Consider the following 19,747-nt stretch of genomic DNA (forward strand, 5'->3'; position numbering starts at 1 on the left):
GGCCGGACCCTGGCCGAGGCCGAGCGCACCCGGCCCGGCAGCACCCGTTCCCAGTCGGCCCGGCCCGCCCCCACGGCCGAGGAGACGAAGGCCCGCACCGCCCGGTTCAGCAGCTTCCGCCAGGCCGTCCGCGCCCCTGCCCCGGATGTCACGGCCGACCCGGACACCGGCACCACCGCGGACGCCCCCGGCGACACACGTGCCTCCTCCGTCCCCCCGACCACCGCGGCACAGACCACCGCGGCACAGACCACCGCGGAAGAGACCACCACGGCAGAGACCACCACAGAGCAGACCCCCGCAGCACAGACCACTGCGGCGCGCACCACTCCCGCGACCCCGGAAGGCGACACCACCTCATGACCGGCACGACGACCGCCGACGAGAAGCTCACCTGGCTGCTGGAGGGCCTGCTGGAGCGAACCCCGGGCGCACGGCACGCGCTCGTGCTCTCCCGTGACGGCCTGAAACTGTGCCGCACCCCGGAGCTGTCCGCCGATCAGGCCGACCAGCTCGCCGCGATCTCCGCCGGCATCCAGTCGCTGTCGCACGGCGCCTCGGTCGAGTTCGGCGACGGCAGCGGCGGGGTGCGCTCGGCGATGACCGAGTTCTACGGAGGCGTGCTGTTCATCGTGGAGGCCGGTGACGGTGCCCATCTGGCCGTCGTCACCAGCGAGGACGCGGACGCCGGGCTCATCGGGCACAACATGAGCGAACTCGTGGAGCAGCTCGGCGAGCACCTGACCGCGCTGCCGCGCAGCTCATGAGCAGGCCCGGAAGGGACGACGCACCCGACCGGCTGTACACCCTCACCGGGGGGCGCAGCCGGTCCGGGCCCGACAACCCCTTCGACCTGGTGACCCTGGTCGTCGCCGAATGCGATCCGGTGCCCGGCATGCAGTCCGAGCACTCGGCGATCCTGCGGATGACCGGGCGCCCCACGGCGGTCGTGGAGATCGCGGCCGAGCTGAAGCTGCCCGTGAGCATCACCCGGATCCTGCTCTCCGACCTACAGGCGGCGGGCCGGGTCAGTGCCCGTCATCCCCGCAAGGCCGCCGTACCCGACCCCGACATCCTGGAGCAGGTGCTCGTTGGACTCCGCAACCTCTGACCCGCGCACGGAAACGGTCACCGAGACCCGTACGCCGCTGGGCGCGTCGGCCGACAACGGCCTGAAGATCGTGGTCGTGGGCGGCTTCGGCGCCGGCAAGACGACCATGGTCCGCTCGGTCAGTGAGATCCGTCCCCTCAACACCGAGGAGACGATGACCCAGGCCGGCGAGGCCGTCGACGACACCAGTGGGGTGAGCGGCAAGACCGCGACCACCGTCGCCTTCGACTTCGGCCGCATCTCGCTCGACGCGCACAACGTGCTGTACCTGTTCGGCGCGCCCGGCCAGGAACGCTTCTGGTTCCTGTGGGACCGGCTGTTCTCCGGCGCGCTCGGCGCGGTCGTGCTGGTCGACACCCGGCGCATCGACGACTCCTGGTACGCCATCGACCGGCTGGAGCAGCACGGCACGCCGTTCATCGTGGCCTGCAACGACTTCGGCGGCGCCACCTTCACCCCGACGCAGATCCGCGAGGCCCTCGACCTCGACCCGCACGTACCGCTGGTGAACTGCGACGCACGGTCCCGTGAGTCCAGCAAGATCGTGCTGATCACACTGGTGGAACACATCCAGACCCTGTACGCCGACCCTGCCCGAGCCCCCCGTCAGGAGCTGGTGTGAGTCCCGCCACCGTCCCCAACGCCGTCCCCTTCAGCGGTCCCCTGCTCCAGGACGATCCGGCCCGTGTGTACCGCGAGCTGCGGCGCGTGCACGGCAGCGTCGTCCCGGTGGTGCTGGACGGGGACGCACCGGCGTGGCTGGTCCTCGGCTACCGCGAGCTGCACCAGGTGACCGGCGACCCGGGGCTGTTCAGCCGCGACTCCGAACTGTGGAACCAGTGGGACAACATCCCCGACGACTGGCCGCTGCTGCCGATGATCGGCCGCAGGCAGCCGTCGATCCTCTACACCGTCGGCGAGCGGCACCGTGAGCGGGCCGGGATGCTGGTGAACGCGCTGGAGGCGGTCGACCCGTTCGAACTGCGCGGATACGCCGAGAAGTTCGCGGACGAGCTGATCGACGGCATCTGCCCCCAGGGCACCGCCGACATCATCGGCGAGTTCGCGATGCTGCTCCCGGTGCGGGTGCTGGCCCGGCTCTTCGGTTTCTCCGACGGGGAGGGCCCCGCACTGGTCACCGCCCTCAACGACATGATCGACGGGCGGGAACGCGCGCTCGCGGGCCAGACCCACCTGTTCACGTCGATGACGGAGCTGGTGGCGGCCCGCCGGGCGGAGCCCGCCGAGGACGTCGCGTCCCGGATGCTCGCCGACACCTCGGGGTTCACCGACGAGGAGATCGTCCAGGACATGATGGTCATGCTGGCGGCCGGGCACCAGCCGACCGCCGACTGGATCGGCAACTCGCTGCACCTGATGCTCACCGACCCCCGGTTCGCCGCCTCCCTCTTCGGGGGCCGCAACAGTGTCGCCGAGGCGATGAACGAGGTGCTGTGGGAGGACACGCCGACCCAGAACGTGGCCGCCCGCTGGGCGTCCCGCGACACCCAGCTCGGCGGCCGCCGGGTCCGCGCCGGCGACATGCTGCTCCTGGGCCTCCAGGGTGCCAACTCCGACCCCCAGGTGCGTACCGACAGCTCCGCGCTGACCGGCGGCAACGGCGCCCACTTCTCCTTCGGCCACGGGGAGCACCGCTGCCCGTTCCCGGCGCAGGAGGTGGCCGAGGTGATCGCCCGGACCGGCATCGAGGTCGTTCTGGACCGGCTGCCGGACATCGACCTCGCGGTGCCGGCCGCGAAGCTGAGCCGCCGCCCCTCCCCGTGGCTGCGCGGCCTGTCCGAACTCCCGGTCACGTTCACACCCACTCCCGCCCTTGGAGGCACGCGCGCATGACGGCTGCTACGGACACCGCGACGACGGGCACCGGACGGTCCCGGATCCTCCTCGACCCCTTCGTCTCCGACCTGGACGGGGAGAGCGCGGCGCTGCGTGCCGCGGGGCCGCTGGCCGCCGTGATGCTGCCGGGCGACGTGCCGGTGTGGGCGGTGACGCACCACGCGGAGGCGAAGAAGCTGCTCACCGACCCGCGGCTGGTGAAGGACATCGACGTCTGGGGTGCCTGGCAGCGCGGCGAGATAGCCCCCGACTGGCCGCTGATCGGGCTCGCCAACCCGCCCCGTTCCATGCTCACCGTGGACGGCGCCGACCACCGCAGGCTGCGCACGCTGGTCGCGCAGGCGCTCACGCCCCGCCGGGTGGAGCGGATGCGGGAGCGGATCACGGAGCTGACCGAGGGGCTGCTGGAGGAGGTGGCCGCCGCGTCCGGCCGGTCCGGTGACACGGTCGACCTGAAGGCGCTGTTCGCGTATCCGCTGCCGATGTACGTGATCGCCGACCTGATGGGGCTGGCGGAGGAGCGGCTGCCGCGCCTGAAGGAACTCTTCGAGAAGTTCTTCTCCACGCAGACCCCGCCCGAGGAGGTCATCGCGACGCTGACCGAACTCGCCGGGATCATGGCCGAGACGGTCGCGCACAAGCGCGAGAACCCGGGCGACGACCTGACCTCCGCGCTCATCCAGGCGTCGGAGAACGGTGACAGCCTCACCGACGAGGAGATCGTCGCCACGCTCCAGCTGATGGTGGCGGCCGGTCACGAGACGACGATCTCCCTCATCGTCAACGCGGTGCTCAACCTGTCCACCCACCCGGAGCAGCGCGAGCTGGTGCTGTCCGGCAAGGCGGACTGGTCGGCGGTGGTCGAGGAGACGCTGCGCCACTCGACCCCCACCTCCCACGTGCTGATCCGGTTCGCGACCGAGGACGTGCCCGTCGGGGACAAGGTCCTGCCGGCCGGGGAGGCGCTGATCGTGTCGTACGCGGCGATCGGCCGGGACGAGCGGGCGCACGGCCCGACGGCCGGTGACTTCGACATCACCCGGGAGAGCGCCAACCGGCACATCTCCTTCGGCCACGGCCCGCACGTGTGCCCCGGCGCCGCCCTGTCCCGGCTGGAGGCCGGTGTGGCCCTCCCGGCGCTGTACGCCCGTTTCCCGGGGCTGGACCTGGCGGTCCCGGCGGGCGAGCTGCGCAACAAGCCGGTGGTCACCCAGAACGACCTGTTCGAGCTCCCGGTGAAGCTCGGCGGGTGAGCGACGCGGGTGGCGGCCGGACCTCCCCCCGGTGCGGCCGCCACCCGTCTCACCGTCCCCGCCACCCGTCTCACCGTCCCCGCCACCCGTCTCACCGTCCCCGCCACCCGTCTCAGCGGACGGACGATGTTTCGCCCGGGTTTCCCGCAGCCGATAGGCTCCGGTCGTGGCTGATATCCAGATTCCCGCTGACATCAAGCCCGCCGACGGACGTTTCGGCGCGGGTCCCTCCAAGGTGCGGACGGAGGCGCTGGACGCCCTGGCCGCGACCGGCACGTCCCTGCTCGGCACCTCCCACCGCCAGGCCCCGGTGAAGAACCTGGTCGGCAAGGTGCGCGAGGGTGTCTCCGAGCTGTTCTCCCTCCCCGACGGCTACGAGGTGATCCTCGGCAACGGCGGCTCCACCGCGTTCTGGGACATCGCGACCCACGGCCTGATCGAGAACAAGTCCCAGCACCTGACCTTCGGCGAGTTCAGCTCCAAGTTCGCCAAGGCGTCCAAGCTCGCCCCCTGGCTCGGCGACCCCACCGTCATCTCCTCCGACCCGGGCACGCACCCCGAGGCGGCCGCCGAAGCCGGCGTCGACGTCTACGCGTTCACCCACAACGAGACGTCCACCGGTGTCGCCATGCCGATCAAGCGGGTGGCCGGCGCGGACGAGGGCTCCCTGGTCCTGGTGGACGCCACCTCCGGCGCGGGCGGCCTCCCGGTCGACATCGCCGAGACGGACGTCTACTACTTCGCCCCGCAGAAGTCCTTCGCCTCCGACGGCGGCCTGTGGATCGGCGTGTTCTCCCCGGCCGCGATCGAGCGCGCCGAGCGGATCCACGCCTCCGGCCGCCACGTCCCGGAGTTCTTCTCGCTCCCCACGGCGATCGACAACTCCCGCAAGAACCAGACGTACAACACCCCCGCGCTGGCCACCCTGTTCCTCCTCAACGAGCAGCTGGAGTGGCTGAACGGCCAGGGCGGCCTCGACTGGTCCACGGCCCGTACGAAGGACTCCTCGACCCGGCTGTACTCCTGGGCGGACGAGTCCAAGCACGCCACCCCGTTCGTCACCGACCCGGCCAAGCGCTCCCAGGTCATCGGCACGATCGACTTCACGGACGAGGTGGACGCCGCCGCCGTCGCCAAGGTCCTGCGCGCCAACGGCATCGTCGACACCGAGCCCTACCGCAAGCTCGGCCGCAACCAGCTCCGCGTCGCGATGTTCCCGGCGATCGCCCCGTCGGACGTCGAGGCCCTGACGAAGTGCGTGGACTACGTCATCGAGCAGCTGTAGCCCGTCGTACGTGAGTGAGGGGCGCCCGGCGATGGTTCGCCGGGCGCCCTTCTCCGTGAGGGCGGTGTCCAGGGGCTCGATCTCGCTGTGCTCCGGGAAGCCGATACCGGCCCGCGGCAGGAGCCGGGCGACCAGCCCCCGGATCCACCCGGAAGATGCGGTGCAACGCTTCGTGCGGTGAACTGACCGAGCGACGGAACGTAGCTGCACGCACACACCACGCGAGGGCATTCGGGGACAGACTCAGCCATACGAGTGAACATGCCAGCGGCCTATGCCGCGTACGCCCGTCCCGCCGACCGGGCGGGACGGGCCGTATGTCAGCCGATCAGCGGGTGACCGGACCCGGGTCGGGCCCTCCGCGGGGGCCCCTCACCGGCTCAGCCGCTGGAACCTGCGAACCGCCAGCGGCAGGAAGACCGCCGTCAGGACGAGCGGCCAGACGCCCGCCATCAGCAGCGCGTGCTGCTCCACCCAGGAGTCGCCGCCGCCGACCGGGGTGCCGAACAGGTCGCGGGCCGGCGCAGCCGTGGAGGAGATCGGGTTCCAGGCCGCCACCCAGCCCAGCCAGTCGGGCATCAGCTGCGGGGCGACGAAGATGCTGGAGATCATGGTGAGGGGGAAGGCGACGGCGAACAGGCCGCCGGCCGCCTCCGGGTTGGGCACCAGCAGGCCCAGCCAGACACCGAGCCAGATCAGCGCGAACCGCAGCCACAGCAGCAGCCCGAACGCCGCCAGGAAGCCCCAGCCGCCGTCCGGCCGCCAGCCCATGGCCGGCGCGGTGAGCATCAGGATGCCCAACTCCGCGCAGGCGACGAGCAGATCGGTCATCCCTCGGCCGGCCACCACCGCCGAGGAGGCCATCGGCATCGAGCGGAACCGGTCGATGACCCCCTTGGTGGAGTCGTGGACGACGAGGGTCGCCGTGTTGATGAAGCCGAACGCCGTCGTCATCACGAACATGCCCGGCATCAGGAAGTCCTTGTAGTCCCCGCCGCCCGGCACGGTCATCGCGCTGCCGAAGACATAGCCGTAGAGGAGGACGGAGAGGATCGGGAAAGCCCAGCTGCCAGGCGATGTTGACCGGCTGGCGCCGGTAGTGGGTCAGGCCGCGGCGGACGATGTTCCAGCAGTCCGCCAGGGCCCAGTACGCGCGGCCGTGGGCGGCCGGTCCGGTCAGGTCGAGCGCGCTCATACGGCCGTCTCCTCCTTCTCCGTGCGGTGCCCGGTCAGGCGCAGGAACACGTCGTCGAGGCTGGGCCTGCGCAGCCCGATGTCCTCGACCCGTACGCCCTCGTCCTGCAGTGTGCGGGCGACGTCCGTCAGCGCGGCCACCCGGTCGGTCACGGAGCCGTGCACCCGCAGCTCGGAGTCGTCCGACTCCGGTTCGCCGTCGGCGACCCGGGCGACCACCTTCACCACCCTCGGGATGTCGGACCGCTCGGCCACCACGACCTCGATACGGTCGCCGCCGGCCAGGTTCTTCAGCCCGTCCGGGGTGTCGTCCGCGATGGACCGGCCCTGGTCGGTGACGGTGATCCGGGAGGCGAGCCGGTCGGCCTCCTCCAGGTACTGCGTGGTCAGCAGCACGGTCGTACCGCCGGCCACCAGCGCCCGTACCGAATCCCAGACCTCGCCCCGGCTGCGGGGGTCCAGGCCCGTCGTCGGCTCGTCCAGGAACAGCACGGCCGGTGCGAGGATCATCGAGGCCGCGAGGTCCAGGCGGCGCCGCATGCCGCCGCTGTAGTCGCCCACGCCCTTGTCGGCGGCGCCGGTCAGGTCGAACTGCTCCAGCAGTTCGGCGGCCCGCGCCCTGGCGCGCCCGCCGCCCAGGTGGAACAGCCTGCCGAACATCTCCAGGCTCTGCCGCCCGGTGAGCACCTCGTCCACCGCCGCGTACTGCCCGGTCAGCCCGATCCGCGCCCGCACCTCGCGCGCGCTCCGGGCGACGTCGAGCCCGGCCACCGTGGCCCGGCCGCCGTCGAGCCGGACCAGGGTCGACAGGATGCGGACGGCGGTGGTCCTGCCGGCGCCGTTCGGCCCGAGCAGTCCGTGCACGGTGCCGGTCCGGACGGTGAGGTCGAAGCCGTCGAGGGCGCGCTTCTCGCCGTAGCGCTTCTCCAGCCCTTCGGCGTGGACCGCGCAGCCGTCGTCGCAGCCAGCGTCGTAGTCGTTCATATCGGAGCCGCCCGTACGCAGGTGTACCAGGTGGAGGCGGAGCGCAGCTCGGGGCTGACGGACGCGCAGTTCTGGGAGGCCCAGCGGCCGGCCCTGGAGAAGGCCATGAACAGCGGGCGCTGTCCCGTCCTGGCCGGCCTCTCCGAGGACACCTTCGGCTCCGGCTTCGACCACTTCGAGTTCGGGCTGCAACGCATCCTGGACGGCCTCGAGGGGTTCGTCGCCCGGCGGACGGCGGAGCGGGCGGCCGGGAAGAAGTCCTGAACAGCCCCCGCACCGCGCCCTCTTCAGCTCCGGCGACGCCGCCGGGTCAGCCCGAACAGGATCGCGACGACGACGGCCACGGCGGCAGCGCCCCCGAGCTTGACGTTGTCCCCGCCTTCCGCCCCGGCGCCGTCCTTCCCGTTCTCCGCGCGGGCGCCCTTCCCGCCGCCCCCGCCCTCGCCGGCGCCGGGCGCCTCACGGGACTCGACCGGGCTTCCGGAGCCCTCGCTGCCGTACATGATCCGGGAGCCGTCGGCGGAGTAGGTCACGGACTCCCCCTGTCCCTGGAGCGGGACGCTCAGCCGGTCCACGCGCTGGATCCTCCCGCCGTTCCACGCGTAGTGGATGCCGCCGAAGTAACCGCGCACGGCGAGCTGTTCGCCGTCCGGGGAGAGCGCGGCGTCGGTGGCCCACAGCTCGACCGGGGCGATCGGCCGGAAGACGTTCTCGCCGGACGCGGAGAGCTTCTCGGGGCCCTCGTAGAGATGCCCGCCCTCCTCCTTCTTGTCGACGATGTAGACGCGCCCGGTCTTCGGGTGCACGACCATCGACTCCGCGTCCCGGGCCCCGTCGGAGTACTTCACGACGTACTGCGTGGCCCGCACGGTCGCGTCCCGCAGCCTCTGGGGCTCGGGCAGTTCGTAGATCCAGACGTACGGCCACGTACCGCCGAGGTTGTCCCCGATGTCCCCGACGAAGATCTTGTCGCCGGGCCCGACGGAGATGGCCTCGACGTCGCGGGGTGAGCCGATTCCGGTGAGGGTGAGGCGGGCGACGGTCTCTCCGGTGGCGCTGTCGACGGCGTAGAGGTAGGGGCCGTCGTCGCTGTCGTTGTGGGTCCAGTAGATGCCCGGGTGCTGCCGGGAGGCGGCGAGCCCGCTGGACTCGGTGATGCGCGGGTCGTCGATCGAGAACCCCTCGTCGCCGTCGCCGCTTCCGGCTGCGGAGGCGGGCACGGCGAGCGCGCCCGTGAGAAGGGTCGCGGCGAGCAGGGCGAAGGGTCGGCGCATGTGCCAAGGGTGCCATTGTTCAGCGGACTTCACGGCGGGTGTCCGGTCTCACATCGCGGCGGTCCGGCCGATCGACCATGATGAGCGGGTGCTCAGGTTGATGCCCGTAGGTGACTCGATGACGATCGGGAGCGCGGGTGACCACACCTGGCGCTACCGGCTGTGGCAGCACCTGTGCACGGCGTACGGCGGCCCCTTCACGCTGGTGGGCCCGCGCGAGACGCTGCACGACCCGTCGGCGGACGCCCCCACGTCGTACGCGTACGCCGATCCGGACTTCCCCCGCGCGCACCTCGCCGGCTGGGGCGAGGGCTGGCACCACATGACCCCGCTGATCGGCGAGGCCGTGCGCTCCTGCCGCCCCGACGTGCTGCTCGTCTCGCTCGGCCTCATCGACCTCGGCTTCTACACCAACGCCGAGCAGACGGCCGACAACGTCCGCGCGTTCGTCGCCGAGGCGAGGGCCGCCGGGCCGCGCGTCCGCATGGCCGTCATGCCGGTGGTCCGCAACATCCGGGTGGAGGCGGACGAGTCCTTCGCCGAGCAGGTCACCCGATTCAACGAACTCCTGGCCAAGACCGTCGCCGACCTCGACGAACCGGGCTCCCCCCTGCTGCTCGTCCCGCCGCCGGAGTCGTACGACTTCCCCACGGACACCTACGACGGCACGCACCCCAACGAGACCGGCGAACACAAGATCGCGGGCGCGTTCGCGGAGGCGATGTGGCGCGCGTGGGACCTGGGCGGACCGTACGGGGTGGCCTGACCGCCCGGGGCTTCTGGCATATGCGCCCTGCCCCGTGCCCTGCCCGCCGTGCGTATCGTTGTACCGCGCGGCTGTACTCGTCCGTGGGGCAGCCGGGGAGGAGCGCGACGATGACCGTCCTTGACGACAGGATCGCCATGGCCGAGAGCAATAACACGCGCCAACTCGACGAGATGTTCGAGTTGCTCGAAAAGATGCCCGTCCCCGAGGGATACAAGGTCGAAATCGTCGGGGGGGCTGTCTGCACGGCGCCGCAGCGGGACATCCACTGGGAAACCATTCGCATGATCCTCTGGGCCCTGGAGGACCGGTTCGGGCGGCAAGTCACACTGTTCTCGGATGTCCGCATCGACTTCCCCGGTTACCGCAACGGGTTCTGCCCGGACGTGGCGAAGATCAGGGACGGAGCGCAGAAGAACGGCAAGGGCAAGTGGCGCTACCAGGACGTGGAGTTCGTCGCCGAAGTCATCTCGAAGGACACGGCGCGGAACGACTATGACCGCAAGAGGACCGCCTACGCCCTCGCAGGGGTTCCGGTCTACCTGATCGCCGACCCCTATGCCCGCAAGTGCCGCTTGTTCACTCATCCGGAGAACGGCACCTATGTGAGCGACACGTCCATCGACTACGGCGGGGAGGTCGACATGACGAACACCCATATGGGCCTCGTTCTCAAGACCGACGGCTTCCCTCACGACTGAGCCTCCTTGCATGGAGCGCACTCCAAGCCGTTGGCTTGACGACCATGAAGTACACGCAGCTCGGACGCACGGGTCTCAAGGTCAGCCGGCTCGTCCTCGGGACGATGAACTTCGGTCCGCAGACCGACGAACCCGACTCACACGCCATCATGGACGCGGCGCTGGACGCCGGGATCAACTTCTTCGACACGGCGAACGTCTATGGGTGGGGCGAGAACAAGGGCCGCACCGAGAGCATCATCGGCAGCTGGTTCGCGAAGGGCGGCGAACGCCGCGACAAGGTCGTTCTCGCCACCAAGGTGTACGGGAACATGGCCGCCGACGGTGAGTCCTGGCCCAACCACGACAAGCTGTCCGCCGTGAACATCCGGCGCGCGGTCGACGCCTCGCTGAAGCGGCTGGGGACCGACTACATCGACGTCTACCAGTTCCACCACATCGACCGGCAGACCCCGTTCGAGGAGATCTGGCAGGCGATCGACGTCCTCGTCCAGCAGGGCAAGATCCTCTACGTCGGCTCCTCGAACTTCCCCGGCTACAAGATCGCCCAGGCGAACGAGCTCGCCGCCCGGCGCGGCGGCACCATCGGGCTGGTCAGTGAGCAGTGCCTGTACAACCTCGCCGAGCGCCGCGCCGAGATGGAGATCATCCCGGCCGCGCAGGAGTACGGGCTCGGGGTCATCCCCTGGTCGCCGCTGCACGGCGGTCTGCTGGGCGGGGTCATCCGGAAGGAGGCCCAGGGCGGTCGCCGCGCCTCCGGCCGGGCCGCCGACACGCTCGCCGATCCGGCCGCGCGCGCACAGATCCAGGCGTACGAGGACCTGCTCGACAAGCACGGCATCGAACCCGGCGAGGCCGGACTGGCCTGGCTGCTCACCCGGCCCGGGGTGACCGGCCCGATCGTCGGCCCGCGCACCGCCGCGCAGCTCGCGTCCGCGCTGCGTGCGGTCGAGCTGGAGCTGAGCGAGGAGCTGCTGGCCTCGCTGGACGAGATCTTCCCGGGGCCGGGTCCGTCCCCCGAGGCCTTCGCCTGGTAGCAGCGCGTGCGGCGGCCGGCGGCGGCGCTACCTGCCCAGCGCCGCCGCCAGCCCCACGACAGCGAACATCAGTACGAGCGCACCGGCCATGATCCGGTTCCGGGTCTTCGGGTCCACGCCTTCGAGCCTAACCGGCCGCGCCCAGCGCCCGACGGGCGACCGCCTCGTAGCGGGGCTGCTCGCCCGGCACCCCGGACCTCGGCAGGCGGCTGCGCACCAGCACCAGCTCGTCCACGGTCCAGGTGCGGCTGCGAAAACCGTGCAGGGCGTCGACGTACGGCCGGACGTCGACGCTCTCCCGGCTGCGGGCCACCGTCAGGTGGGCCTTGTAGCGCCGGTGGTCCTCCATCGCCACGCCCGCCTTCCGCGCGGCGGCCTCGGACCGCTCGGCCAGCAGCCGCATGGTCCGCAGGTCGCCCTCCGCTCCGGCCCACAGCGCCCTGCCCCGCCCGAACTGCCCGCCGCCGCGCAGCGCCAGCCCGAACGGCTCGGTCCGGGAGGCCGCCCGCGCCAGCCGGTCCGTGAGCTCCGGTACGAGCTCCTCGTCGACCTCGCCGTAGAACGCGAGCGTGAAGTGCCATCCGGCCCGCCCGGTCCACCGCATCCCGTCGGCGCCGGGCAGCCTCCTCAGCCGCCCCACCTCGACGGCAAGGTCACGGACCACGTCCTCGGGCGGCAACACGGCGGCGAAGAGTCTCATGGGAGCAGTCTGCCCGGGCGCGTCCCGCTCCCCCGCTCGTCGTTCCACCGGGCGACCACCGCGATCATCCGGAGCGACAGGACCGAGATGGATGGCAGGGCTGACATGGCCGAGTTGACCGACAGCGACACTCTCACGCTCGACATGATGTTCGAGTGGCTGGACCAGGACGCTCGTCGGTCTCGTCCTCGAGACCGACGAGTTCCCCCGCTACGCCACCGGCGCCAGCGCCTTCTGAGGCTCTCGCGGTACGAACCGCACGTGCGGGTGGCCGCCGTTCCAGCGCACCGACAGCCGCAGGCCGCCGACCCTGGCCAGGACGAGGCCGATGACGGACGCCGCGGCCACCGCGACCGCGCCGCCGGTGGCGAAGCCGACGCGGGCGCCGTAGGTGTCGGTGATCCAGCCGACGATCGGGGCGCCGACCGGGGCGCCGCCGAGGAAGACCATCATGTAGAGGGCCATGACACGGCCGCGCATCGCCGGATCGGTGGCCATCTGGAGGCTGGTGTTGGTGGTGACGTTGACCGTCATCGAGAACAGGCCCAGCGGCACCATGATCAGGGCGAACATCCACAGCCGGGGCGACGCGCTGGCCACGATCTCCAGTGCGCCGAAGGCCGTCGCGGCCAGGATCAGCAGCCGCAGCCGGGCCGTGCCGCGCCGGGCGGCGAGCAGGGCGCCGGAGACGGAGCCGACCGCGATCAGCGTGTTGAACAGGCTGTAGACGCCCGCGCCGCCCTCGAAGACGTCGTCGGCGAAGGCCGAGAGGTAGACGGGGAAGTTGAAGGCGAAGGTGCCGATGAAGCCGACCAGGACGATCGGCCAGAGCAGCTCGGGCCGCCCGCTGACATAGCGCAGGCCCTCCCGGAGCTGTCCCTTGCCGCGCGGGGCGCGTTCGACGGCGTGCAGTTCGCGGGCGCGCATCATCATCAGGCCGGCCAGCGGGGCGACGAAGGAGAGGCCGTTGAGGAGGAACGCCCAGCCGGTGCCGACGCCGGTGATCAGCAGGCCCGCGACGGCGGGGCCGACCAGGCGGGCGGACTGGAAGTTCGCCGAGTTCAGGCTGACCGCGTTCTGCAGCTGGCCGCGGCCGACGAGCTCGGAGACGAAGGCCTGGCGGGCGGGGTTGTCGACGACCGTGGCGAGGCCGAGGGCGAACGCGGCGACGTAGATGTGCCAGACCTCGACGCGGCCGGTCAGGGTGAGGACGGCGAGCGCGATCGCGGTGAGGGCCATCGCCGACTGGGTGACGAAGAGGGTGGGCCGCTTGCGCAGCCGGTCGGCGAGGACGCCGCCGTACAGGCCGAACAGCAGCATCGGCAGGAACTGCAGGGCCGTGGTGATGCCGACGGCGGCCGAGGAGCCGGTGAGGGTGAGCACCAGCCAGTCCTGGGCGATGCGCTGCATCCAGGTGCCGATGTTGGAGACGACCTGGCCGAGGAAGAACAGGCGGTAGTTCCTGACCCTCAGCGAGGAGAACATCGAGTTCTTGCGGGCGGGGGTGTCGAGGGCGGTCCGGGTGTCGTGGGGGTCAGGTGCGGGGGCGGAAGCTGCTCCGGATCCCGTACTCAAAGGGTTCGCCTCCTTGCTTCGGCCGCTGCGCGCGGCGCTGCTGCCTGCTCGGTGCACTCGGATGCCCGGTGCTCAGATGTGTGCCAGTTTCTCCAGTACGGGGGCGGCGGCGCGCAGTGTCGCCCACTCGTCCTCGTCGAGGCACTCCACCAGCGTCGCCAGGAACGCGTTCCGCCGGCGGCGGCTCTCCTCGAGCATCACCTCGGCCTGTTCGGTCTGCGTGACGACCTTCTGGCGGCGGTCGTCGGGGTGCGGCTCCAGGCGGACGAGTCCCTTGGCCTCCAGCAGCGCCACGATGCGGGTCATCGAGGGCGGCTGGACGTGTTCCTTGCGGGCGAGTTCGCCCGGGGTGGCCCGGCCGCAGCGGGCCAGGGTGCCCAGCACCGACATCTCGGTGGGGCTCAGGGATTCGTCGACGCGCTGATGCTTGAGCCGACGGGACAGCCGCATCACGGCGGAGCGGAGGGCGTTCACGGCGGCTGCGTCGTCGCCATGGCTGAAGTCCGGCATGTTCTTTAGCGTAACTCATTACTCTTTCTAAGGAACACCCCGGGGAACGCCTCATCCGCCGTGAGGCCTGCCACTCCTGTCACGCGAGATCACCCGTACGAGTGATCCGGCCGTGAAACACGGCACACCGCACCCCGGTGTGCGGCAACGCTCGTCCCCATGGGGACCGACGTGCTCAGCCTGCGCATGGATCGCGAACTGCTCGAACGGCTGCGGGAGCACGCCGCCAGACGCGGCATGAGCGTCCAGGACTACGTCGTCCGGACGCTCATGCGCGATGACTTCGACCAGCGGTTCCAGGCCGCGGTCGAGGAGACGGAGAAGTTCTACGGGGTCACCTGAAGGGCCCGCCCGCTCCCCCTCATCGGGCAGGCGACGCCCCGTCGTACGACCCGGCCCCACCAGGTCAGGCCCGGCTCCATCAGCTCAGGCCCGGCGCGCTCAGGTCAGGCCCGGCTCCATCAGCTCAGGCCCGGCGCGCTCAGGTCAGGCCAAGCGCCGGCATCAGGTAGGAGAAGGCGAAGACGGCCGCCACCGCGTACATCGCCGACGGGACCTCCCGGCCGCGGCCGGCCGCCAGGCGCAGCACCGCGAAGGTGATGAAGCCCATGCCGATGCCGTTGGTGATCGAGTAGGTGAACGGCATCATCAGCATCGTCACGAAGGCCGGCACGGCGATCGTGTAGTCCGCCCAGTCGATCTCCTTGATCGAGCCCGCCAGGATCAGGAAGCCCACCGCCACCAGCGCCGGGGTGGCCGCCTGGGACGGGACCATCGTGGCGACGGGCGTGAGGAACAGCGCCGCGGCGAAGAGTCCGCCGGTGACGACGTTGGCGAAGCCGGTCCGCGCGCCCTCGCCGACCCCGGCCGTGGACTCCACGAAGGCGGTGGTGGCCGAGGAGGAGCTGGCGCCGCCCGCGGCGACCGCGACACCGTCGATGAACAGGACCTTGTTGATGCCGGGCATCTGGCCCTGCGCGTCGGTCAGCTTGGCCTCGTCCGAGACGCCCATGATCGTGCCCATCGCGTCGAAGAAGCACGACAGCAGCACGGTGAAGACGAACAGGACGCCGGTCAGCGCACCGACCTCGGCGAAGCCCCCGAACAGGCTGACCTCGCCGATCAGGCCGAAGTCGGGGGTGGCGACCGGGTTGCCGGGCCAGGTGGGCGTGGTGAGGCCCCAGGAGGGGATGTCCGCGACGGCGTTGACGACCAGCGCGAGAGCCGTCATGGCGACGATCGAGATGAGGATGGCGCCGGGCACCTTGCGCACGATCAGCGCCAGCGTGAGCAGCGTGCCGAGGACGAAGACGAGGACGGGCCAGCCGTTGAGGTGGCCGCCGGCCCCGAGCTGGAGCGGGACGGTGGTCCGGGCGACGTCCGGGATGCGGGAGACGAAGCCGGAGTCGACCAGGCCGATCAGCATGATGAACAGGCCGATACCGATGGCGATGGCCTTGCGCAGTCCGTACGGGACGGCGTTCATCACGCGTTCGCGCAGGCCGGTGGCGACCAGGAGCATCACGATGAAGCCGGCCAGCACCACCATGCCCATGGCGTCCGGCCACGACATGCGCGGCGCGAGCTGGAGGGCGACGACCGAGTTCACACCGAGGCCGGCGGCGAGCGCGATCGGGACGTTGCCGATGACGCCCATGAGAAGCGTGGTGAACGCCGCGGTCAGGGCGGTCGCGGTGACCAGCCGGCCGTTGTCGAGCTGGTGGCCGTACATGTCCTTCGCGCTGCCCAGGATGATCGGGTTCAGCACGATGATGTAGGCCATCGCGAAGAAGGTGGCGAAACCGCCGCGGATCTCACGGGGCAGGGTGCTGCCGCGTTCGCTGATCCGGAAGTAGCGGTCGAGGGCGCCGGAGCCGGCACCGGACCCCGGCTGCTCGGGGGTGGGGGCCTTGGCGGGGGCCGACGTGGACATGCGAGGACCTCATCACCGGCGGGCTTCCCCCAAAGCCGTTTGGTGTTTTCTACGAAGGAAAGCGGTCAGAGACAAACAGATTCAGTATGAACATATAATGTCGTCGACGCTATCTCCGCGCGTAGACGAGCGGGCCGCGCCCGGCCGGATACCGCCGTACCCGCCTCACGCCACCGGCCGGGCACCGCCCCGTACCCACCTCACGCGGCCGGACCTCCGGTGGCCCTCGTAAGCTGTCCGCATGGCGAAGTGGACCCCCAAGCACGAGGCGCCGGAGCCCCTGGAGGGCCCCGTGGTCGCCACCATCACCGGCGGCACGATCGTCTGGTTCGCCCTGTTCCTGGTGCAGCTGCCGTTCTACGGCTGGTTCGACGACCACGGTCACACCTGGTGGCTGTGGACCTGCCTGGCCGGGGGCGGACTCGGCTTCATCGGCATCTGGTACGTCCGCAGGCGCGACGCCGCGATTGAGCGGGCGGAGACCGCCCGGTCCGCCTGAGGGGAAGCGGAGCCAACTGCCGCCCGGGACACAGCCGTACGACCACAGCACCACGGCCGTGGGCACCCCTCCTCCCCGGGTCGGATCTTCGGCCGTTCGGGTGGGTGCGGCCGCGGATTCGCACGTAACGTCGAATGCATGACGCATCTCGATGCGGGCGCCCGGGCCGATACCGCGCTCCCCGCCACGGTCACCCCTCCGGCGACCGGGCTGAACTCCGCGGAAGTGGCCGAACGGGTGGCGCGCGGCCAGGTCAACGACGTGCCCGTGCGCAGCAGCCGCTCGCTGACCGAGATCGTCCGCGCCAACGTGTTCACCCGGTTCAACGCGATCATCGGCGTGCTCTGGGTGATCATGCTGATCGTCGCGCCGATCCAGGACAGCCTGTTCGGGTTCGTGATCCTCGCCAACACCGGCATCGGGATCATCCAGGAGTGGCGGGCGAAGAAGACCCTGGACTCCCTGGCGGTGATCGGCGAGGTACGGCCCACGGTGCGCCGCGACGGGGTGACGGCGCGGGTCGGCACCTCCGAGATCGTGCTGGACGACCTGATCGAGATCGGACCGGGCGACAAGGTCGTCGTCGACGGGGTGTGCGCCGAGGCGGACGGCCTGGAGATCGACGAGTCGCTGCTCACCGGCGAGGCCGACCCCGTGGTGAAGCAGCCCGGGGACCAGGTCATGTCGGGCAGTTTCGTCGTCGCGGGCGGCGGCTCGTTCCAGGCGACCAGGGTGGGGCGGGAGGCCTACGCGGCGCAGCTCGCCGAGGAGGCGTCCCGCTTCACCCTCGTCCACTCCGAGCTGCGCAGCGGCATCTCCACGATTCTCAAGTACGTGACGTGGATGATGGTCCCGACCGCGATCGGCCTGATCATCAGCCAGCTGGTGGTCGAGCACAACGAGCTGAAGAACTCCATCGCCCGCACCGTCGGCGGAATCGTGCCGATGGTCCCCGAGGGGCTGGTGCTGCTCACCTCGGTCGCCTTCGCGGTCGGGGTGATCCGGCTGGGCCGCAAGCAGTGCCTGGTGCAGGAGCTGCCCGCCATCGAAGGGCTGGCCCGGGTCGACACGGTCTGCCTGGACAAGACCGGCACGCTCACCGAGGGCGGCATGAAGGTCACCGAGCTGCGGGTGCTGGGCGACGCGGACCGCGACGGTGACGGTGACGCGGACGGTGACGGTGACGCGGACCGCGACGGTGACGGTGAAGTCGGCGGCGACGGCGACGGTCACGCGGCGTACATCCGCAGGGTGCTGGGCGAGCTCGGTTCGGCGGACCCCCGCCCGAACGCCTCCCTGGAGGCGATCATCGACGCGTACCCGGACACCACCGAGTGGCGCCTCACCGACACCCTGCCGTTCTCCTCCGCCCGCAAGTACAGCGGCGCGACGTTCGAGGAGGTGACGGGCGGGGAGGCCGTGACCTGGCTGCTGGGGGCACCCGACGTGCTGCTGGAGCCCGGTGACCCGGCGCTGGCGGAGACCGGGCGGATGAACGAGCAGGGGTTGCGGGTGCTGCTGCTCGCCCGGGTCCGGCCCGGGGTGGACGTCGACGACCCCGCCGCCGCGACGGGCGTACGGCCGGCCGCGCTGGTCGTCCTGGAGCAGCGGCTGCGGCCCGACGCCGGCGACACGCTGCGCTACTTCGCCGAGCAGGACGTCCGCGCGAAGGTCATCTCCGGGGACAACGCGGTGTCGGTCGGCGCGGTCGCCTCCGAGCTGGGCCTGTCCGGTACGGCGGTGGACGCGCGCCGGCTGCCCGCCGACCCGGAGGGGATGGCGAAGGCACTGGACGAGGGCACGGTGTTCGGGCGGGTCACTCCGCAGCAGAAGCGGAACATGGTGGGCGCGCTCCAGTCGGACGGCCACACGGTGGCGATGACCGGTGACGGCGTGAACGACGTGCTGGCACTGAAGGACGCGGACATCGGTGTGGCGATGGGTTCCGGTTCGGAGGCCACGCGGGCGGTCGCGCAGATCGTGCTGCTGAACAACAGCTTCGCCACGCTGCCGTCGGTGGTGGCGGAGGGGCGGCGGGTGATCGGCAACATCACCCGGGTCGCGACGCTGTTCCTGGTGAAGACGGTGTACTCGGTGCTGCTGGCGGTGCTGGTGGTGGTCTCCCAGGTGGAGTACCCGTTCCTGCCGCGCCATCTGACCCTGCTGTCCACGCTCACCATCGGCGTACCGGCGTTCTTCCTGGCCCTCGCCCCCAACAGGGAGCGTGCCCGCCCGAACTTCGTGCGGCGGGTCATGCGGTACGCGATCCCGGGCGGGGTGCTGGCCGCGACGGCCACCTTCACGACGTATCTGATCGCCCGGGAGCACTACAGCGGTGCGGGCGCGCTGGAGGCGGAGACGAGCGCGGCGACGCTGACGCTGTTCCTGATCTCGATCTGGGTGCTGGCGATCATCGCCCGGCCGTACACGTGGTGGCGGATCGGTCTGGTGGCGGCGATGGGCGGGGCGTTCCTGCTGGTGCTGGTGGTGCCGTGGCTCCAGCACTTCTTCGCGCTCAGACTGGTCGGCGCGACCATACCGTGGACGGCGGTGGGCGTAGCGGTGGTGGCGGCGGCCACCCTGGAACTGCTGTGGAAGTGGGAGGACCGCCGCTTCCCCGTGTGAGCGGGATCGCGTGTGTCGCGCACCGTCCGCCCATGGGGAACAGGCGGATCCGCGAACGGCTACTCGGTCTCCGTCGGATTCCACACCCCGGTGCAGTCGAGCGTGCTCAGCGCCCCGGGAACGATGTCGCACTGGGTCTCGTACAGGTCCCCGTCCGTGGTGAGCACCTGGACTGACACGGAGTTGGCCTGCGAGGCGACGGACACGGCGCAGGCGTTGTCCGGATACGACTCGTCCGCGGTCAAGTCGTAGAAGATGAACGGCGTGACGCTCGGCCGGAGGTCCCGGATACCGACGGCCGTCACGCCCGCGAACGTGGTCGCCTTGACCTCATTCGCCGCGGAGGGGCTGAGTGAATCGACGTCGACGCAGGGCCCGGGGGGCCCCGTCGGCCCCGTCTCACCAACAGGCCCCACCGGACCCACCGGCCCCGTCTCACCAAC

Annotated in this window: 19 protein-coding genes and 3 pseudogenes; 14 read left to right on the forward strand and 8 right to left on the reverse strand. The window is 70.9% G+C overall.

Going from position 1 to position 19,747, the window contains the following annotated elements; translation table 11 throughout:
* The 7 genes and pseudogenes from B9S61_RS16565 to serC all read left to right on the forward strand — a co-directional run.
* Positions 1-363 (forward strand): annotated as a pseudogene (locus B9S61_RS16565) (hypothetical protein); the annotation flags it as partial.
* Positions 360-767, forward strand: coding sequence for a roadblock/LC7 domain-containing protein (locus B9S61_RS16570; protein ID WP_103542954.1), 408 nt, complete (start codon positions 360-362; stop codon positions 765-767). The pseudogene B9S61_RS16565 and the gene B9S61_RS16570, both read left to right, overlap by 4 nt.
* The gene (locus B9S61_RS16575) at positions 764-1,111 is read left to right on the forward strand and encodes a DUF742 domain-containing protein (RefSeq protein ID WP_103542955.1); all 348 of its coding nucleotides are present in this window, start codon (positions 764-766) and stop codon (positions 1,109-1,111) included. The genes B9S61_RS16570 and B9S61_RS16575 overlap by 4 nt, the downstream gene beginning before the upstream one ends.
* A complete protein-coding gene (locus B9S61_RS16580; protein WP_374936217.1) occupies positions 1,092-1,733 on the forward strand; it encodes an ATP/GTP-binding protein in 642 nt (213 codons plus the stop codon). The genes B9S61_RS16575 and B9S61_RS16580 overlap by 20 nt, the downstream gene beginning before the upstream one ends.
* Positions 1,730-2,965 carry a cytochrome P450 gene (locus tag B9S61_RS16585; protein WP_103542956.1) on the forward strand — a complete coding sequence of 412 codons (1,236 nt, stop codon included), beginning with the start codon at positions 1,730-1,732 and terminating at the stop codon, positions 2,963-2,965. The genes B9S61_RS16580 and B9S61_RS16585 overlap by 4 nt, the downstream gene beginning before the upstream one ends.
* Positions 2,962-4,221: a cytochrome P450 gene (locus tag B9S61_RS16590; RefSeq protein ID WP_103542957.1), complete on the forward strand. Its 1,260-nt coding sequence runs from the start codon at positions 2,962-2,964 to the stop codon at positions 4,219-4,221. Before B9S61_RS16585 ends, B9S61_RS16590 begins: the two co-directional genes overlap by 4 nt.
* Positions 4,222-4,387: 166 nt before the next feature.
* A complete protein-coding gene (gene serC / locus B9S61_RS16595) occupies positions 4,388-5,506 on the forward strand; it encodes a phosphoserine transaminase (RefSeq protein ID WP_103542958.1) in 1,119 nt (372 codons plus the stop codon).
* 372 nt (positions 5,507-5,878) lie between these two features.
* Here the strand turns inward: serC and B9S61_RS16600 are convergent.
* Positions 5,879-6,701: pseudogene (locus B9S61_RS16600) on the reverse strand (ABC transporter permease).
* A complete protein-coding gene (locus tag B9S61_RS16605) occupies positions 6,698-7,684 on the reverse strand; it encodes an ATP-binding cassette domain-containing protein (RefSeq protein WP_103542959.1) in 987 nt (328 codons plus the stop codon). The pseudogene B9S61_RS16600 and the gene B9S61_RS16605 overlap by 4 nt, the downstream one beginning before the upstream one ends.
* On the opposite strand from B9S61_RS16605, the gene B9S61_RS16610 reads away from it, so the two are divergent.
* Complete coding sequence (locus tag B9S61_RS16610; protein WP_103542960.1) at positions 7,640-7,948, forward strand: TetR/AcrR family transcriptional regulator C-terminal domain-containing protein; 309 nt, start codon at positions 7,640-7,642, stop codon at positions 7,946-7,948. The two genes, B9S61_RS16605 and B9S61_RS16610, sit on opposite strands and share 45 nt — an antisense overlap.
* A 23-nt stretch (positions 7,949-7,971) precedes the next feature.
* Here B9S61_RS16610 and B9S61_RS16615 read toward each other — a convergent pair whose 3' ends face one another.
* On the reverse strand, positions 7,972-8,958 hold the full coding sequence (locus B9S61_RS16615; protein ID WP_103542961.1) for a hypothetical protein: 987 nt from the start codon (positions 8,956-8,958) through the stop codon (positions 7,972-7,974).
* 88 nt (positions 8,959-9,046) lie between these two features.
* Here B9S61_RS16615 and B9S61_RS16620 point away from each other — a divergent pair, with 88 nt between their 5' ends.
* The 3 genes from B9S61_RS16620 (at position 9,047) to B9S61_RS16630 (ending at position 11,462) form a co-directional block, all read left to right on the forward strand.
* On the forward strand, positions 9,047-9,724 hold the full coding sequence (locus B9S61_RS16620) for an SGNH/GDSL hydrolase family protein (protein ID WP_103542962.1): 678 nt from the start codon (positions 9,047-9,049) through the stop codon (positions 9,722-9,724).
* 110 nt (positions 9,725-9,834) lie between these two features.
* Entirely contained in the window at positions 9,835-10,425 is a 591-nt protein-coding gene (locus B9S61_RS16625; protein WP_181007392.1) for a Uma2 family endonuclease, read from the forward strand.
* A gap of 44 nt (positions 10,426-10,469) precedes the next feature.
* Complete coding sequence (locus B9S61_RS16630; RefSeq protein WP_103542963.1) at positions 10,470-11,462, forward strand: aldo/keto reductase; 993 nt, start codon at positions 10,470-10,472, stop codon at positions 11,460-11,462.
* A gap of 127 nt (positions 11,463-11,589) precedes the next feature.
* Here the strand turns inward: B9S61_RS16630 and thpR are convergent, their stop codons facing one another.
* From thpR to B9S61_RS16645, 3 genes are all read right to left on the reverse strand, one after another.
* On the reverse strand, positions 11,590-12,162 hold the full coding sequence (gene thpR, locus B9S61_RS16635; protein ID WP_103542964.1) for an RNA 2',3'-cyclic phosphodiesterase: 573 nt from the start codon (positions 12,160-12,162) through the stop codon (positions 11,590-11,592).
* A gap of 210 nt (positions 12,163-12,372) precedes the next feature.
* Positions 12,373-13,737 carry an MFS transporter gene (locus B9S61_RS16640; protein WP_103542965.1) on the reverse strand — a complete coding sequence of 455 codons (1,365 nt, stop codon included), beginning with the start codon at positions 13,735-13,737 and terminating at the stop codon, positions 12,373-12,375.
* 72 nt (positions 13,738-13,809) lie between these two features.
* Positions 13,810-14,247: a MarR family winged helix-turn-helix transcriptional regulator gene (locus B9S61_RS16645; RefSeq protein WP_103542966.1), complete on the reverse strand. Its 438-nt coding sequence runs from the start codon at positions 14,245-14,247 to the stop codon at positions 13,810-13,812.
* A 159-nt stretch (positions 14,248-14,406) separates the two neighbouring features.
* On the opposite strand from B9S61_RS16645, the gene B9S61_RS16650 reads away from it, so the two are divergent.
* Positions 14,407-14,589, forward strand: a complete 183-nt coding sequence (locus B9S61_RS16650) for a ribbon-helix-helix protein, CopG family (protein ID WP_103542967.1) — start codon at positions 14,407-14,409, stop codon at positions 14,587-14,589.
* A 139-nt stretch (positions 14,590-14,728) separates the two neighbouring features.
* Here the strand turns inward: B9S61_RS16650 and B9S61_RS16655 are convergent, their stop codons facing one another.
* Positions 14,729-16,180, reverse strand: a complete 1,452-nt coding sequence (locus B9S61_RS16655) for an NCS2 family permease (protein WP_103542968.1) — start codon at positions 16,178-16,180, stop codon at positions 14,729-14,731.
* Between the two features lie 241 nt (positions 16,181-16,421).
* Between B9S61_RS16655 and B9S61_RS16660 the strand changes: the two genes are divergently transcribed.
* Together B9S61_RS16660 and B9S61_RS16665 are read left to right on the forward strand one after the other, a co-directional pair.
* Positions 16,422-16,679: a DUF2530 domain-containing protein gene (locus tag B9S61_RS16660; protein ID WP_103542969.1), complete on the forward strand. Its 258-nt coding sequence runs from the start codon at positions 16,422-16,424 to the stop codon at positions 16,677-16,679.
* A gap of 138 nt (positions 16,680-16,817) precedes the next feature.
* Entirely contained in the window at positions 16,818-19,304 is a 2,487-nt protein-coding gene (locus B9S61_RS16665; RefSeq protein ID WP_103542970.1) for an HAD-IC family P-type ATPase, read from the forward strand.
* Positions 19,305-19,363: 59 nt separating this feature from the next.
* On the opposite strand, the pseudogene B9S61_RS41580 reads toward B9S61_RS16665, so the two are convergent.
* Positions 19,364-19,747, reverse strand: a pseudogene (locus B9S61_RS41580) (hypothetical protein); the annotation flags it as partial.

The organism is Streptomyces sp. SM1 (assembly GCF_002910825.1).
Taxonomy (GTDB): domain Bacteria; phylum Actinomycetota; class Actinomycetes; order Streptomycetales; family Streptomycetaceae; genus Streptomyces; species Streptomyces okerensis.